Below are 16,737 nucleotides of genomic sequence, written 5' to 3' on the forward strand. Positions count from 1 at the left end.
AGGCAGCGATCACAAATGCGAAAAACAGATATCTATTGCCGAAATCCGGCAATAGGGTTCTTTGCTGGCCTGAACGCGGCCCTGTCGTCGCGCAAAAATCAGATTGTTACCGCAAATCAGGCACCTGCTTATCCTGCCACGCTGGATGATTTGCTTATTAGCCATAACGTTACCGTCTAAGCATCTACGTTGCCCTCCTGACAAAAACTGACAAAAAAGCGGCCCGTCGAGGCGATTTGCGCAGGAATGTAAAGAAGTTGCACACCAATATACAATGCAAACCATTCTCATTATCATGCGCATTTGCTTACAAATGTTAACGCATCAGGGAGATGATATAAGTGAATGTAACTGTATGTGGCAAAAAACGTCCGGTCGCACTGTGCCTGGCGGGCCTGTTAACCTCACCGGTGTTTGCCGCTGAACCCACGGAGAAGCTGGCCGACGATGAGTCGATGATTGTGACGGCAGAGCAGGAGCTGAAGCAGCAGCCGGGAGTTTCCACCATTACCGCTGAAGACATCAAAAAAAGTCCGCCCGTTAACGACCTCGCGGACATCATCCGCAAAATGCCCGGCGTTAACCTCACCGGTAACGGCGCCAGCGGCAGCCGCGGTAACAACCGCCAGATCGACATTCGCGGCATGGGCCCGGAAAACACTTTGGTGCTGATCGATGGCGTGCCGGTCACCTCCCGTAACTCGGTGCGCTACAGCTGGCGCGGTGAGCGCGACTCACGCGGAGATACCAACTGGGTGCCGCCGGAAATGGTGGAACGCATTGAGGTGATACGCGGTCCGGCCGCTGCCCGTTATGGCTCCGGTGCCGCTGGCGGTGTGGTCAACATTATTACCAAACGCCCCACCAATGACTGGCACGGCTCGCTGTCGCTGTTCACCAACCAGCCAGAAGATGACAAGGAAGGCGCCACCCGCCGCGCGAACTTCAACCTCAGCGGTCCGCTGGCCGGTGAGGCACTCACCATGCGGCTGTACGGCAACCTGAACAAAACGGATGCCGACGCCTTCGACATCAATACCGCGCAAAATGGCGCTTACGCCGCCGGACGCGAAGGGGTGCGTAACAAAGACATTAATGGCGTGCTGTCGTGGAAAATCACCCCGACGCAGATTGTCGATTTCAGCTATGGCTACAGTCGCCAGGGCAATATTTATGCCGGCGACACGCAAAACAGCAACAGCAATGCCAGCGCCAACGGACTGGTTGAAGCGCTGTACGGCAGCGAAACCAACCGCCTGTATCGCCAGAACTACGGAGTGGTGCACAACGGCATCTGGGACTGGGGCACCTCTAAGCTTAACTTTAGCTATGAGAAAACCAACAACACCCGCCTGAAAGAAGGCTCCGGCGGCAGCACCGAAGGGATGATCAACAGCGATACGTACGCTACCAGCCGGCTGGAGAGCTATCGCGCCGGCGGCGAGATCAATTTCCCGCTGCAGCTGCTGGTCGATCAAACCGTTACGCTGGGCGCTGAGTGGAATCGCGATGAGCTTAACGATCCGGCATCGGTACAGGCCACCAGCGCACCGGGCGTCGATTTCGGCGGCGTTTCCAGCGACGGTTCGCAGCGTGACAGTAAAAACAGCGCCACCATCAGCTCGCTCTATTTCGAAGACAACATCGCCGCCACCGACTCCACCGAAGTGATCCCCGGCCTGCGCTTCGACTATCACGATCAGTTTGGCGCTAACTGGAGCCCGAGCCTCAACCTGTCGCAGGGCCTCGGTGATTACTTCACGCTGAAAGCCGGTATTGCGCGTGCCTTTAAAGCGCCAAACCTGTATCAGTCCACTGAGGGCTACATCCTGTCGACGCGCGGCAACGGTTGTCCGATTGGCCTGTCACGCTGTTACCTGCTGGGCAGCAAAGACCTTGATCCCGAGATCAGTGTGAATAAAGAAGTGGGCATTGAATTCAGTCATCAGGGCTATGTCGCGGGCATCACCTGGTTCCGCAATGATTACAAAAACAAAATCATCTCCGGCACCACGCCGGTGGCTTCAACCGGCTCGTATAACCTGCTGCGCTGGGAAAACGGCGGCAAAGCGATCGTCGAAGGGCTGGAAGGCAATCTGAGCATCCCGCTGATCGCCGACACGCTGGAGTGGCGCACCAATGCCACCTATATGTTCCGCTCGGAGAGCAAAAAAACCGGCAACCCGCTGACGGTAATTCCGGAATTCACCATCAATTCGCAGCTGGAATGGCAGGCGACCGAGGCGCTCAGCGCCAACATCAACTGGACGCAATACGGGCGGCAGAAGCCACGTCAGTATGCGGAAACCAGCCTCGAGGCCAGCCGTGGACTGTCGCAGCGTGAAATCAGCCCGTATTCCATTGTCGGACTGAACCTCAACTACGACATCACTAAAAACCTGAGCGCCAACGCCGGTATCAACAACCTGTTTGACAAGCGCGTTTATCGCGAAAATGCCGGGGCATCGACCTATAACGAACCGGGCCGCGCCTGGTACGCCGGTGTCACGATGTCGTTCTGAGGAATGGACGCCATCGGGTAAAGTGATGGGGGTGATCACACCCAGTCTTCAACCATCAGTCCCGCAACGCGTTGGAACTCCCGCGTGTTTTAAGCACCGCCGTCTGTGCGGCAGGCCTGCGCGCTAGCCGGATGCTCAGCAGCGCGCCGGCCGCCAGGCAGAACGACATACACACTATCGCCACGATGAAGGCATGGGTAATCTCTCCCGGCCCCTTGCCCGTGCCCAGCACGGCATAAAAGATCCCGCCGATAATGGCCACGCTCAGCGCCGTGCTCAGTTGCAAGGTGGAGCTGGCGATACCGGCAATCATCCCGGCCCAGGCGGGTGCCACGCGTCCGGTGACGATGTGCATCAGCGTCGGCAGCGCCAGCCCCTGGCCAAACCCCACCACAAACAGTCCCAGAGCCAGCGGCAGCGCCGCTGGTGACATCCCAACCGGCGTGCTGGCCATCAGCCACGCCAGGCCCAGCAGGCCAGCCACTTCCAGCACCATCCCAGTGGCGTTAACGTAAGGCCCAATCAGCCGTCGCGCAGCGGGCGTGGACAACGGCCCCAGCAGAAAACCCGCACCAAAGGGCAGAAAGATCAGCCCGGCGCTCAGTACGCCCTGATGCAGCGCGCCCTGTAAATAGATCGAGAACAGCAGGAAGAATACGCCAATCGAGTAGAACAGCAGCGCCAGCAGCAGGGACAGCCCCAGCCCCGGCACGCTGAAAATCGCCGGATCGATCAGCGGATCGCCGCCCTGCTTTGCCAGCCGGCTTTCATAGCGCCAGAACAGAGTGCCCAGCACCGGCACCAGCAGCAGCGATAGCCACGCCCACAGCGGCCAGCCCGCTTCCCGTCCTTCAATCAGCGGGACGATCAGCAGACCCAGCGTCATCATCGACAGTCCCATTCCGCCAAAATCCAGCTTGCGCGCGTGCTGAGCTCGCGTCTCTTTAATCAACGGGATGCCAAACAGCACCACCAGCAGCGCCACCGGCAGATTGACCAGGAAAATGGCGCGCCAGCCGCTATTAAACAGGTTGAGTGAGATCAGGATGCCGCCCAGCGCCTGGCCAATCACCGAGGCCAGACCAAATACCGCGCCGTACAGGCTCAGCGCGCGCGATTTCTCCGCCTCCGGGAAAATCGCCTGAATCGAGGCCAGCGCCTGCGGTGCCATAATCGCTGCAGTGATGCCCTGCAGCACGCGGCCAGCGATCAGCGCACCCGGTGACCAGGCAAAGCCACACAGCGCAGAAGCCGCCGCAAAACCGGTCAGGCCAACGAAGAACATGCGCCCGCGGCCAAACAGATCGCCGAGGCGGCCACCGGTGATCAGCGTGACGGCATAAAACCCGGCATAGGACGAGATGACAAATTGCTCCGCCGAGCCGGACGTGGCCAAATCGCTCTGAATCGACGGCAGCGCCACATTGACAATAAAGAAGTCCAGCGGGGGTAAAAATGCGCCTGTCAGCAGGACGATAAACATCGCCCAGCGGCGTGGCTCGGGATTTAACGCGTGCGGATCGGACATCACAACACCTCACTAAGGAACCAATTGGTTCCAATATGGATAAAAAAATTAGTCGAGCAGACGCATTGTGCAGTCCACTACGGCGTTCATTTCTGCTTCCGTTGCCCCGGTTTTACCGAGGATGCGCATCCCTTCAATCTGGCAAACCAGTAAGCGGGCCAGCACCTGCTCATCACGCTCGGGCAGTTCTCCGCTCAGCTGACCGCGCACCAGCGTTGCCGCATACAGTTGCTGCAAACGCCGGAACATGCGCCCCGTGCGTTCGGCAATCTGTTCATCATGCGCGGCCATCTCGGTGGTGAGCGACACCACCAGACAACCGCGCCGCCCTTTCTCACCGCTGGACAGCGCGGCATAACGCAGCAGCGAGGCGCGAATCGCCGCTTTAACCGCGCCGGGCTGCGCCAGAATATCCGAGGTGGCTTTCAGGCCTTCGGTCATGTAGATATCCAGCGCGGCCAGCAGCAGCCCTTTTTTATCGCCGAACGCCTTGTAGAGACTGCCGCGCGATAAACCGGTCCCGGCGATCAAATCCGGTAGCGACGCCGCTTCATAGCCGCGATCCCAGAAAACGTGCATGGCGCTGCGGGCGGCCTCTTCCAGCTCGAACTCGCGCGGGCGACCGATGACGGTCAGGTTCTTCATCACTGCCCTCCCCTGTAATTATAAACCAACTGGTTCCTATCTTAGCCGCAATGCAGTGACTATTGCAAGTCAGCCGCAGCCCCTTCACGGCGCGGTCGCTTACGCATGGATAATCAGGGTTAAGTGATGCGTTACACAAAAAACTGACGTAACGCGTCGGCCAGCGCCTGCGGTTGCTCATCCGGGATAAAGTGACCACAGTGCGCGAGGCGAATCCCGCTGACGTCGGCCGCAAAAGTGCGCAGCGGCTGGGCCATATCGGCAATCGAACCCTGATCGGCGCTCACCGCCAGCAGCGGGATCGCCAGTTTGCCCCGGGTTTGCAACAACTGACGATTCTGCTCCGCCGAGGTGCTGACCTCACGATACGCCGCCATGCCGGCGCGCAGCGCGCCGTTTTGCTGCAGCAGCCGCACATATTCCGCCATCTCTTCGTCACCAAACACCATCGGGCTGGCTGCTTTGCGCTGCAAAAACCACTGTAGATAGAGCGCTTCACGACCGGCGATCAGCGCTTCCGGCAGATCCGGCAACAGGTGAAAAGCAAAGTGCCAGGTTTTCCAGGCTTTGTCCGGCGTCGCAGGCAGCGCATCCGGCAGCGTCACGCCGGGAATGCCGGCATCCAGCAGCGCCAGCTTGCTGATGGCATCACCGTGCAGCATCGCCAGCGGCCAGGCAACCCAGGCACCCACGTCATGCGCGGCCAGGTAGTAACGCTCAACCCCCAACTGCTGCAACAATCCCTGCACGCTGTGCGCCAGTGAGGTGGTGTCATAACCGCTGGCAGGCTTGTCGGAGTCGCCCTGGCCGGGCAGATCCGGCGCAATGATGAAATAGTCTGCCGCCAGCTGCGCCATCACCTTACGCCAGGCAAACCAGCTCTGCGGAAAGCCCGCCAGCAGAACCAGCGTTGGCCCCTGCACATTGCCGCCGCTGACGTAGTGCAGCCGCACGCCCGCGACCGTGGCGTAAGCATGGTTAAATTGCGGCAGGTTATTGACGGGCTGTGACCAGCGCGGCGCGGCGTCCAGGGCAGGCAGTGACATAAGCGTTCTCCGGTTATTTTGGTAAAGAGTGTTTCCTTATTGGATGCGATTCTGCGCTACCGCGCCGTTAACGCGGACTCATTAAGGAAATGTTTATTTCCTTAATATTAACGACAGCCACGCGCGCCTTGCAAGCGAGTCTGTGAAATAGCCCGGAAGCGAACGGCGGAGTGAATCGTCCCGCCGCCGCGCCTGAGTGATGTGCGGTTATCCCGCCTTCTTCGCCGTGGGTTTCAGCGATCGATTGAGATCCTGAATGCGTTTCATGGTTTTAACCGTGCGTGCCGAACTGGCGGAGGCCACCGCCAGAATCAGCATTTCGAGGCACACCAGCACCGTGCCGTGCAGCGGCATGCGGCCATTTTCACCGCCGCGCGGCACGTTAATCACCACATCCGCCTGCTGCGCAAACGCCGAATCCAGCGCGTGGGTCAGCAGAATCACCGGCATACCCAGCCGCTGCGCCTCTTTCAGCGTCGTCATGCCCTCACGGTGCGCCGATTTCTGCGCCATCATGATCAGTACATCGCCGCGCTGTAGCGTTATCAGCTGTTCCGCCAGCGCAATCCCGGCACGGTTAAGCGTTACCGCCGGCAGGCCGATGCGCCGGAACAGTCGCGCGCTGTACTCCGCCAGAATGCCGGAAGCGTTGATGCCAAACAGCGCCACCTGACGCGCTTCCAGCAGCAGTGTCACCGCAGCCGCCACCGCCTGACGGTTGACCGGTTCTGCCAGCACTTCGCAGGCGCGCTGATGGCCGCCCAGCACAAAATCGATGCCGGAGTTGATGTCACACGACAGTTCGCTGATGGTCGCGCTCATCTTCTCTTCCGAGTTTTGCGCCGGACCAAACCACGCGGCCAGCGTGGTTTTCAGATCGCGCAAACCGGCAAAGCCCAGCGCCTGCACGGTGCGTACCACGGTGGCGTCAGAAGTTTGGGTGGCCTGGGCGATATCCAATGCAGTCGCGTCTAATATAGCCTCACGATTTTCGTGGATATATCGCGCCACCGTTTGCAGGCTGGCCGATAATGTCGTGACGCGCGCACGGTAGCGTTCACCGAATACATCCACCCGATTTTTAATGTTATTAGCCGCCATTATGTTGCCTGTTAGTAATATCGCATCGTTGTGAACCGCGTCGGCAGGCCGGCTTGTAGTAAAAATTTGCGCCGCTACCGCTGTCCACTCCCTTCTCGCCTGGCTTAACCCGGCCAGCTTCAAATGCTATAAAATAAATAATAAGCTGATTTAAAATAAGTTTAATGATAATCCCGGTTCAAAAGTTTCTGCCGCGTTCTGCTGTAGTATCCACACCATCATTTACGTTTACTACTACATTTTTTCATGTTTGAATGATTCTCAATTACATCTCAGCCGCCTTTTTCTGCTGACTGATGGCATAACAATGCCGGGCCGCGAATGTCCTGTTCGTCACCGGCAGCATTTTACTGATAGCTTCGTTGCGCGGAATAAATAATCCCGCAATTACACCAGGTTTATATTCGATGCAGAACAACTCACCGCGGGCGGTTAAATTACTGTGCCATCCGGCTATCCTTGCCGCTATTTACGGCGTAACGGCACTCAGCATTACTGACAGCCTTGCCGCTGAACAAAACAGCACCCTCACCGTGACGGCGCAGCAGCAAAACAGTGACGACGGCTTTAGCGCCACCAGCAGTTCGGTCGCCAGTAAAACGCCGGTGTCGCGCCTCAATGAAGCCCAATCGGTGAGCGTGGTGACGCAACAGCAGCTGGAGGATTATCAGGCCGCCAGCCTCGCCGACGCGCTGCGCTTTGTCAGCGGCGTAAGCGAAGGCAATACGCTGGCAGGTACCGAAGATGGCTTTGTACGCCGCGGCTTTGGCAGCAACTCGGATGGTTCCATCTATCGTGATGGCGTGCGCAGCAGCCAGGGGTTGAATTTCGACGCCACCACCGAACGTGTCGAGGTACTGAAGGGCTCGGCTTCGCTGCTGTACGGTATCCAGAATCCCGGTGGCGTGATCAATATTGTGAGCAAAAAGCCGCAATACACCTGGCACACCAAAGTCAGCGGTCGCGCAGCCAGCGAGGGCGGCGGCGCCGGCACGCTGGACGTCACCGGCCCGCTCGGCAACGGTTTTGCTTTCCGCCTGATTGCCGAAAAGCAGAATCAGGATTACTGGCGCAATTTCGGCAGCGATAAACACACCTTAATTGCCCCCTCGCTACAGTGGTATGGCGAGCAGGCCAGCTTCCTCATCAGCTACGAAGATTATCAGTACGATATTCCCTACGATCGCGGCACGGCGTTTGTTAACGGTAAGCCGGTAGCGATTGGCTATAAAGATCGCCTGGACGATAAAGCTAACCATGCGTGGGGCCACAATAAAACCCTGAACGCGCACTACGACTGGCAGTTCAATGAGGCGTGGAGCACGCGCCTGACTTTTGGCTGGAACCAGCGTCAGTACGACAACAACGAAGTGCGGGTTACGGCGATCAACCCCACTACCAGCGTGGTGACGCGCCGCGCCGACGCCAACCGTGGCTTCAACCATAAAACCAAATACGTGGCGTGGGATGTGATCGGTTCGCCGCAGCTGTTTGGCATGACGCATGATGTGGTGTTCGGCACCGATTATGAAATGAATCAGACTTACCGTGCACACCAGTATCAGGGTAAAGCGAACACCGGCTTCAACCTGTACGATCCGCAATACGATATGCTGGCACCGATCACCAACAGCAGCAGTGAAAACAGCGCCAACGCCAACCTGCTTAACCGCCTGCACAGTCGCTCGGTATACGCCAAAGACAGCATTTCGCTCACCGACGACTGGATTGCGGTGCTGGGCGGACGCTATCAGCACTATGAACAGCGCGCATCAAAGGGCTTCGATCCGGTGGTGCAAACGCTGGACAGCGAGGGCAACAAGTTCCTGCCGCAGGCCGGGCTGATTTACAAACTGACGCCGGATGTCTCACTGTATAGCAGCGTGAGCAAATCCTTCACGCCGTCGACTGACGTCGACGATGACGGCAACGTCGGCAAGCCAGAACAGGGCACCACATGGGAAGTGGGCAGCAAGTGGCAGATTTCGCCCCGGCTGTTTGCCAGCGTAGCGCTGTACCGTATCGACGAACGCGATATGTCGCTTAATATCAACGGCACCACGCGCGCCATTAATAAAGCGCGTTCGAGCGGCGCTGAATTTGAGCTCAATGGGGAAGTGCTGCCGGGCTGGGATCTGAGCGCCAACTACAGCTACGATAAGGCCGAAATCGTCGACGATGGCGTCAATCCGGCGAACAATGGCAACCGCCTGCAGAACGCACCGCGTCACGCCGGGGCACTTTACCTGAGCCATAATCTGACGCTGAACGGTATTCCCGGTAACTTCCGCGTCGGCGGCGGTGCGCGCTACGTTGGCTCACGTGCCGGCGATCCGGAGAACAGCTTTACGCTGCCGGATTATGTGGTCGCCGACAGCTTTATCGCCTGGAATAATCAGCTGTTTGGCGAGAAAACCCAGCTGAAGCTTAACCTGAATAACCTGTTCAATAAGCACTACTACACCTCCAGCGGCGGCAACCTGCGCGTGCGCGAAGGGGAAACCCGCAACCTGATGGTCGAGGCCAGCGTTGAATTCTGATCGAGCGAAAAAGCCGCTGACATGGCGTGCCTGGCTGGCTGCCCTCCTGCTGCTGGCGTTCAGCACCAGCACGCTGGCCAGGATGATCATCGATATTGACGGCAATCGGGTAGAGATTCCCGATAATCCGCAGCGCATCGTGCTGGGTGAGAGCCGCATGTTGTATACCCTGGCGCTGCTGGCGCCGGATGACCCGTTCCGCCACATCGTCGGCTGGCCGCGCGATCTGCAAAAGTATGACAGCCAGACGTGGAACAGTTTTGCGCAGCGGTTTCCGCAGATGCTGAACATCCCGACGCTCGGATCGGGCGGCCCTCAGGCGATCAATCCGGAGCAGATTCTCGCCCTGCGGCCGGACGTGGTGATTCTGCCCAGCCTGGCGCGCTACGATGATGCCGATCTGAGGCTGGTCAGCATCCTTAATGCTGCGCATATTCCGGTAGTGAAGATCGATCTGCGCGTACATTTGTTAAAGAACACCCGGCGCAGCGTAGAGATTTTTGGTGAGGTGCTGAATCAGCAGGCGCGCGCGGCGGCGTTCAACCGCTTTTACAGCGCGCATCTGCAGGTGATTGAGGAACGGCTGGCGCGCTATCACGGGCCGAAACCCACGGTGCTGTTGCAGTTGCATCTGGGACGGCGCAACGAGTGCTGCGTGACGGCGATTAACGGCAGTCTGGGCGAGCTGCTCAACGCCGCCGGCGGCGACAATATTGCTGGCAAAACCCAGCACGGCGTGTTTGGCCGTTTGAGTGAGGAGCAGGTGATCGCAGCCCAGCCTGAGTATTACTTTGCCACCGGCTTTGGCGATAACGCCAGCGCAGGCCTGCTGCGCCTCGGGCCGGACGTCGCGCCCGACGCGGTGCTAAGCAGTTTCCGCCAGCTCACCGCGCAGCAGAACGGTTTGCGTGAGCTGAAGGCGATTCGCAACGGTCATGCAGCGGCAATCTGGATGAATTTTTACCTCAGCCCGTGGCATATTGCGGTGACCGAGTTCATGGCAAAAACGCTGTATCCGCAGCTGTTCGCCGACATCGATCCGCAGCAGACGCTGGAAACCCTGTTCCGTGATTTCCTGCCGATCCCCTATCGCGGCACGCTGTTTATGCGCATTTCGGCGGTGGATTCATCCACCCAGCACAAGCCATAGCGGCGCAGCGGTTGGATCAGCGCGATAAATCGCGCCGCTACAAAGCGTGCCAGCGAATAATTCCGTTATTACATACTGCACCAATCGTAGCGGCGCAATTTATTGCGCAAAAACACAGCGGCGCAGAGGTTTGATCAGCGTGATAAATCGCGCCGCTACGAAACGTGCCAGCGACCAGTACCGTCATCACATTCTGCACCAATCGTAGCGGCGCAATTTATTGCGCGAAAACACAGCGGCGCAGAGGTTTGATCAGCGTGATAAATCGCGCCGCTACGAAACGCGCCAGCGAATAATACCGTTATAAACACTTATTTATGCCTGCGGCTGGCGCTTAAACACCCAGAACGCCCAACTGTGATACAGCAGCGTCAGCGGCAACACAATCAGCAAACCCGTCACCACGAACCCCTGCGTCACCGGCGAGGAGGCCTGCTGGTGCATCTCCAGCTGCCATGGCAGCAACCACGGATAAAGCCCGCACGCCAGCGCCGCGACCACCACGCCCGTCTGCACCAGCGTGATCATCAATAACGCCACCATCGCTTCCCGCCACAGCGTAAGCAGCTGCAACAGCCACAGCGCAGGCAACAGGCTCAGCAACACTTTTCCCGGCCAGCGCTGCCAGCTCTGCTGCCACAGCGCCGGCTCCAGCAGCAGCACGGCAATAAAGCAGGCCAGCGTCACCACCCACCACAGCATGGCCAGCGCCCGCGCCCGCTCCACCACCGGCTCGCCAATGCGCCAGCACAGCCAGCAGCAGCCCAGCAGCAGATCAACCGCCACCAGCCCGAGGCCGCACAGCAGCGGCACCAGCGAAAAATCAAACACAATCCCGCTGGGCGGACGCGACACCAGCATCAATCCGCTCATCCAGCCTGGCAGAAACGCCGCCAGCAGCGAGCTGACCATCAGCAGCCGGTCCAGCCAGCGTCGCCCGGTCTCGCCAGGCTGACCGCGATACGCCAGCGCCAGCCCGCGCAAAAACAGCGCCAGCAGGAAGAGAAACAGCGGCACCTTCAGCGTTTGTAACAGCAGACTGTACAGCGGCGGAAACAGCGCCAGCATGCCGCCTGCCAGCAACACCAGCCAGGTTTCATTGGCATCCCACAGCGGCAACAGGCTGTGCACCATCCACTGCCGTTCTTGTGGCTGGTCGAAACTGTACAGCAGCATCCCCACGCCGCTATCCGTGCCATCCAGCGCCAGATACATCAGCAGGGCAAACAGCAGAAGCACAGCAGAAAGTTCGACCAACATCCTCATCCTCCTCAGGCTGGCGTCTGTATGGTTTCCGCTACCGCCGTCGCCTGCGGATCCGGCAGCGGTGCCGCCAGGTGGCGCAGCAGATAACACAGGCCAAAGGCAAAACTCAGTGCGTAAATCACCACCACCGACGCGAAAATGGCGACGCTGCTGCCGAGGGACATTGGCGCCAGGCTGTCGGCGGTACGCAGCATGCCGTATACCGTCCACGGCTGCCGGCCGGCCTCCGTCACCACCCAGCCCGCCAGCAGTGCAATGAAGCCAGCCGGTGACATCAGCGCCAGCAGACGCAGCACGCGCCGCGACTGATCAAGGCGACCGCGCCAGCGCTGCACATTGCCCGCCAGGCTGCTCAGCAGCATCAGCAGCGCCAGTCCCACCATCAGGCGAAAGGCAAAAAACACCGGCAGCACCGGTGGCAGGCTGTCGCGCGGGAATTCACGCAGGCTTTTGATGTGGCCGTTGAGGTTATGGCGCAGGTAGAGCGAGCCGATAGCCGGGACCGCCAGCTCGGCGTGGTTCCGCTGCTGCGCCTGATCGGGCAGCGCAAACAGCCGCAGCGGCTCGCCCTCCCCTGGCGCAGGCGGCTGCCAGCTGCCCTCGATCGCCGCCAGTTTGGCGGGCTGATAGTCACGGGTATTTTCGCCATGCAGATCGCCCACCACCATCTGCAGCGGCAGGATGCACAGCGACACCGTCAGCGCGCTGCGCAGCATCAGCCGGCTGGCGGCCTCGCCAGCATTACGCAGCAGGCGCCATGCCGCGACGCCACCCAGCAAAAACGCCACGCTGATCCACGAGGCCAGCAGCATGTGCGCCAGACGCCAGCCAAATGAGGGCGCGGAAATCAAACTCCAGGCGCTGTCCGGCGTGAACTGGCCGGCGTCATTGAGCGTAAAACCGCGCGGCGTTTGCATCCATGAGTTAGCGGCGAGGATCCAGAAAGCGCTAAAAATCGCGCCGAGCGCCACCAGACAGGTAATGGCGAAATGCACGCCGGGTTTCACCCGATCAATGCCAAACAGCATCACGCCGGTCAGCGCCGACTCGAGGAAAAAAGCGATCAGCACTTCATACAGCATCAGCGGACCGATAATGCCGCCCGCTTTGCTGGCAAACACCGACCAGTGGGTGCCGAACTGAAACTCCATGATCACGCCGGAAACCGTGCCAATCGCCACGGTGAGCGCGAATACCTTGATCCAAAAGTGCAGCGCCTGATGCGCTTCCGGCCGTCTGCCCCACAGCCAGCGCGCTTCAAACCACACCAGAAACGGGGCCAGCCCCAGCGTCAGCGCTGCCAGGGTAATGTGCATGCCCATCGTCAGGGCAAACTGACCGCGCGCGATCAGCAGCACCCACTCCTGGCTACTCACGGCTCGGCTTACCGCTGTAGCGGGTTATCGGCTTCTCCTCGTCACCCTGCATGGCGCGCGCGAAGGTTTCCAGCGCCGCCAGCAGTGGCCGGATGCCCTGCCACAGCGCCTCATCATTCAGCAGTTTGAGCACGCCACTGACGCCCGGCGCGCTTTTTTCCTGCTGCGCCGTGTCGCTGGCCGGCTTCATCGCCAGCAGGGCATCGCGCAGCGCCAGCAGCAAATGGTTGAAACGCTCCGGCGGTACGGTGCTGAGCGTCATAAACAGCAGCGACAGGTTCTGAACCGCATTCTGCGTGCCGGGCCGGTTAAGCCCGGCGGCGACAATTTTGCCGATGTCATTGTTGGCTTTTACCATGTCATTAGCCAGGCGCAGGAAACCGTGCTGATGCAGATTCTCCAGCAATTCGTTCAGCGCTTCCTGCGCGCTGGATTCGGTGCGCGTCGGAGTGGGTTGATAGTGCAGCGGTTCGGCCATTAGCTTTTCTCCGGATGCGAAACGTGTTCAGGCGGCAGCCGGTATTCAGGCTGCTGCCATTTTTGTTCAACGGGCAGATGATCCAGCGGCGTGCGCTGGCCGTGGCGGAAGTTGTGCAGCGGAATCGGGTGCGGCTGTGGCGCATGCGTCAGTTTACGCATCGTCACCGCAATCTCTTTGTAGGCCGGGGTGTTGACGTCGGGATCGTGGTGTTCACCGGTCAGCCCGTTCACCCCCGGTTTGCCGTGGTGGATAGGAATGAACAGCACATTGCCGGCCATCCGTTCGGTCACCACTACCGGCACCTCTACACTGCCCCGGCGTGAACGCAGCTCCACCCAGTCGCCCTGCTGTAATTGCCGCTCCTGCGCCAGCTGCGGCGAAATCTCAACAAACCAGTTGGGCGACAGCGATTTGATGCGCCCGCCCTGCCCGGTCTGATTGGTCGACTGGAAATGCTCCAGCATGCGGCCATTGTTCAGCAGCAGGTCGTACTGCGCATCGGGCGCTTCCATCGGCGGCTGCCACGTTAGCGGGTACAGACGCGCTTTGCCATCAGGAAAGGCGAACGCCTCGGTATACAGCAGCGGCGTGCTGCTGCCGTCGGCGTTTACCGGCCACAGCTGTGACTGCCAGCCGACGAGGTTCTCATAGCTGACCCCGGCAAACAGCGCGGCGATACCCGCAGCTTCTGCCATGATGGCGCCGGGATTTGGGTAGTGCCAGTGATGACCGAGACGCGCCGCGACATCAGTCAGTATCTGCCAGTCAGGCCGGCTGTCGCCGAGCGGCGCAAACGCAGGCGAGAAGTGCTGAATGCGCCGTTCGGTATTCACGAAGGTGCCCTCTTTCTCCAGGCTGGGACAGCCAGGCAGCACCACATCCGCGAACTGCGCGGTGCGACTCATGAAGATGTCCTGCACCACCATGAAATCCAGCCGGCTGAAGGCTTCGTGCACTTTGGTCGAGTCCGCATCAGAAAAGGCGGTCTCTTCGCCGATGATGTACATGGCGCGCACCCGCTGTTTATGCGCGTCTTCCACCATCATGAAGTTATCCAGCCCGGCTTCATCGGAAAGCGCGTCCGGCGCCACGCCCCAGGCGCGCGCCCACTTTTCCCGTACCTGCGCATCGGTCACTTTTTCGTAGCCGGGATAGACATTGCTTAAGCAGCCAAAATCGCTGGCACCCTGCACATTATTGTGACCGCGCATCGGATAGCCGCCGGTGCCGGGCCGGCCGTAGTTGCCGGTCACCAGCAGCAGATTGGAGAGCGCAGTGCTGGTATCCGCACCGTGGCTGTGCTGCGTAATGCCCATCGCCCACAGCAGGCAGGCGCTGCCCGCGTTGCCGATCATCTCGGCGGCCTCAGTCAGCTGCGCCACGCTCAGGCCGGTGACCTCACTGGCCATCTCAAGGGTGAAAGGCGCCAGCGAGGCGCGGTATTCCGCCACCTGATTCACGCGCTCGCGCAGGAATGCTTCATCAGCATAACCGTGGTCAAACATGTAGCGCGCCATCGCCGACGCCCACACCATGTCGGTGCCGGGGCGGATGCGCAGATAACAATCGGCGCGCTCGGCCATTTCGTGACGGCGCGGATCGACCACCAGCAGCTTCTGTCCGCGATGTTTGTGGCTCTGTTTGATATGTGAAGCGAAAACCGGATGATTTTCCGCCAGGTTGCTGCCAACGGTGATGATCAGGTCGGTCTGCTGCAGATCGCGCAGCGTACCGGCATCGCCGCCGTAGCCCACGGTGCGAAACAGCCCTTCCGTCGCCGGGTTCTGGCAATAGCGCGAGGAGTTGTCCACGTTGTTGGTGCCGAGAATCAGACGGGCGATCTTCTGCGTCAGGTAGGCTTCCTCATTGCTGGCTTTACTGGAACCAATAAAACCAATCGCGTTACCGCCGTGCTGGCGTGCCACCGCGCGCAGGCCATCGGCAACCCGCTGCAGCGCTTCATCCCAGCTGGCCGGGCGGAACTGGCCGTTTTCACGAATCAGCGGCGTGGTCAGCCGGTTCGGGCTGTTCACAAAATCCCAGCCAAATTTGCCTTTGACACAGGTTGAGATGCCGTTAACCGGCGCATCGGCCACCGGCTGGATTTTCAGGATATGGCGATCGCGCGTCCAGACTTCAAAACTGCAGCCGACGCCGCAATAGGTGCAGACAGTTTTGGTTTTTTTGATTTCGACTTTGCGCAGCGCATCATCGATCAGCGAAATTCCGGTGATCGGCTCCATGCCGATGCTGTTTTCCAGCGATTTGACGAAATCAATCAGCGGCCGCTTCAGGTCTTCATCCATCGCGGTGAAGGGACCGGCGTCGGGCTGCATGGTTTTTTCCAGCAGCGCGTTGCACGGGCAGACGGTCACGCAGTGGCCGCAGCTGACGCAGCTGGAACCGGCAATCTGCGTCCCGCCGTCCCACAGCACGCGCGGGTGATCGGCGCTGTAATCAATCGACAGCGTCTCATTTACCTCGACATTCTGGCAGGCTTCCACGCAGCGTCCGCACAGAATGCACTGATCCGGATCGTAGGTATAAAACGGATTACTGTGGTCTTTGCTGTCCGGTTTGCGCTGGTAGGGGTAATACTGAATCGGAATGTGCATGTCCGCGACGGTGTTATGCAACGTGCAGTCGCCGGTGTTGTGCTCACACACCGTGCAATAGAGCTCGTGGCGATTGAGGATGCGGTCCATGCCCTCCTGCTGTGCCGCCTGCAGTACCGCACTCTGGCTGACCACGCGCAAGCCCTCGGCGCTGCGTAACGTGCAGCCGCGCACGGCTTCGCCATCCACCTCCACCCAGCAGACATCACAGGTTTGCAGCGGCGGCAGCGCCGGGTGATAACAGACATGAGGCAGTTTTTTTCCCTGCTCCTGCAGAAAATCAATTAACGGTTGATTTGCGGTTCCGCTTAAGCGTTCACCATTAAATATAATGGTACATTGTGCTTCGCTCATTTAACGCCTCGTTTAAGCCATCGCTCATAAATATTCGGGCCGGACAGCGCCGGTTATTATGTAAAGTTATGCATAGAGCTTAGGAACAAATCTTTATCCCGCAAGCAGACCGA

At 59.5% G+C, this 16,737-nt stretch carries 11 protein-coding genes; 3 read left to right on the top strand and 8 right to left on the bottom strand.

All coding sequences use genetic code 11. The features are described from left to right. Positions 1-341 precede the first annotated feature (341 nt). Entirely contained in the window at positions 342-2,522 is a 2,181-nt protein-coding gene (locus tag F3I21_RS12860; RefSeq protein ID WP_150059075.1) for a TonB-dependent siderophore receptor, read from the top strand. Positions 2,523-2,577: 55 nt separating this feature from the next. On the opposite strand, the gene F3I21_RS12865 is transcribed toward F3I21_RS12860, so the two are convergent. The 4 genes from F3I21_RS12865 to F3I21_RS12880 all read right to left on the bottom strand — a co-directional run bounded on the left by F3I21_RS12865 (position 2,578) and on the right by F3I21_RS12880 (position 6,842). Beyond that, complete coding sequence (locus F3I21_RS12865) at positions 2,578-4,050, bottom strand: MFS transporter (RefSeq protein WP_223815678.1); 1,473 nt, start codon at positions 4,048-4,050, stop codon at positions 2,578-2,580. A 48-nt stretch (positions 4,051-4,098) separates the two neighbouring features. Further along, positions 4,099-4,695 carry a TetR/AcrR family transcriptional regulator gene (locus tag F3I21_RS12870; protein ID WP_058770527.1) on the bottom strand — a complete coding sequence of 199 codons (597 nt, stop codon included), beginning with the start codon at positions 4,693-4,695 and terminating at the stop codon, positions 4,099-4,101. Between the two features lie 131 nt (positions 4,696-4,826). Continuing rightward, positions 4,827-5,741 carry an alpha/beta fold hydrolase gene (locus tag F3I21_RS12875; RefSeq protein WP_150059076.1) on the bottom strand — a complete coding sequence of 305 codons (915 nt, stop codon included), beginning with the start codon at positions 5,739-5,741 and terminating at the stop codon, positions 4,827-4,829. 207 nt (positions 5,742-5,948) lie between these two features. Beyond that, entirely contained in the window at positions 5,949-6,842 is an 894-nt protein-coding gene (locus tag F3I21_RS12880) for a MurR/RpiR family transcriptional regulator (RefSeq protein ID WP_150059077.1), read from the bottom strand. 407 nt (positions 6,843-7,249) lie between these two features. On the opposite strand from F3I21_RS12880, the gene F3I21_RS12885 reads away from it, so the two are divergent. Beyond that, positions 7,250-9,382: a TonB-dependent siderophore receptor gene (locus F3I21_RS12885; RefSeq protein WP_150059078.1), complete on the top strand. Its 2,133-nt coding sequence runs from the start codon at positions 7,250-7,252 to the stop codon at positions 9,380-9,382. Continuing rightward, positions 9,372-10,532, top strand: coding sequence for an ABC transporter substrate-binding protein (locus F3I21_RS12890; RefSeq protein WP_370515582.1), 1,161 nt, complete (start codon positions 9,372-9,374; stop codon positions 10,530-10,532). The genes F3I21_RS12885 and F3I21_RS12890 overlap by 11 nt, the downstream gene beginning before the upstream one ends. A 315-nt stretch (positions 10,533-10,847) precedes the next feature. Here the strand turns inward: F3I21_RS12890 and F3I21_RS12895 are convergent, their stop codons facing one another. Genes F3I21_RS12895 through fdhF form a run of 4 tightly spaced genes read right to left on the bottom strand, consistent with a single transcriptional unit; the run spans position 10,848 to position 16,624 of the window. Beyond that, positions 10,848-11,792, bottom strand: coding sequence for a cytochrome d ubiquinol oxidase subunit II (locus F3I21_RS12895; protein WP_190286094.1), 945 nt, complete (start codon positions 11,790-11,792; stop codon positions 10,848-10,850). An 11-nt stretch (positions 11,793-11,803) separates the two neighbouring features. Then, the gene (locus F3I21_RS12900; RefSeq protein ID WP_150059080.1) at positions 11,804-13,174 is read right to left on the bottom strand and encodes a cytochrome ubiquinol oxidase subunit I; all 1,371 of its coding nucleotides are present in this window, start codon (positions 13,172-13,174) and stop codon (positions 11,804-11,806) included. Beyond that, positions 13,167-13,652, bottom strand: a complete 486-nt coding sequence (locus F3I21_RS12905) for a DUF1641 domain-containing protein (RefSeq protein WP_150059081.1) — start codon at positions 13,650-13,652, stop codon at positions 13,167-13,169. Before F3I21_RS12905 ends, F3I21_RS12900 begins: the two co-directional genes overlap by 8 nt. Continuing rightward, positions 13,652-16,624 (bottom strand): formate dehydrogenase subunit alpha, encoded by a 2,973-nt coding sequence (gene fdhF, locus F3I21_RS12910; protein WP_150059082.1) that lies wholly within the window; start codon positions 16,622-16,624, stop codon positions 13,652-13,654. The genes F3I21_RS12905 and fdhF overlap by 1 nt, the downstream gene beginning before the upstream one ends. Positions 16,625-16,737: the final 113 nt, after the last annotated feature.

This window comes from Pantoea sp. B_9, from assembly GCF_008632015.1.
Taxonomy (GTDB): domain Bacteria; phylum Pseudomonadota; class Gammaproteobacteria; order Enterobacterales; family Enterobacteriaceae; genus Pantoea; species Pantoea dispersa.

What these genes read in the sequence shown, in the direction of transcription:
- F3I21_RS12865 (WP_223815678.1), bottom strand. Translation starts at nt 4,050, where the DNA reads ATGTCCGATCCGCACGCGTTAAATCCCGAGCCACGCCGCTGGGCGATG.
- F3I21_RS12870 (WP_058770527.1), bottom strand. Translation starts at nt 4,695, where the DNA reads ATGAAGAACCTGACCGTCATCGGTCGCCCGCGCGAGTTCGAGCTGGAA.
- F3I21_RS12875 (WP_150059076.1), bottom strand. Translation starts at nt 5,741, where the DNA reads ATGTCACTGCCTGCCCTGGACGCCGCGCCGCGCTGGTCACAGCCCGTC.
- F3I21_RS12880 (WP_150059077.1), bottom strand. Translation starts at nt 6,842, where the DNA reads ATGGCGGCTAATAACATTAAAAATCGGGTGGATGTATTCGGTGAACGC.
- F3I21_RS12885 (WP_150059078.1), top strand. Translation starts at nt 7,250, where the DNA reads ATGCAGAACAACTCACCGCGGGCGGTTAAATTACTGTGCCATCCGGCT.
- F3I21_RS12895 (WP_190286094.1), bottom strand. Translation starts at nt 11,792, where the DNA reads ATGTTGGTCGAACTTTCTGCTGTGCTTCTGCTGTTTGCCCTGCTGATG.
- F3I21_RS12905 (WP_150059081.1), bottom strand. Translation starts at nt 13,652, where the DNA reads ATGGCCGAACCGCTGCACTATCAACCCACTCCGACGCGCACCGAATCC.
- fdhF (WP_150059082.1), bottom strand. Translation starts at nt 16,624, where the DNA reads ATGAGCGAAGCACAATGTACCATTATATTTAATGGTGAACGCTTAAGC.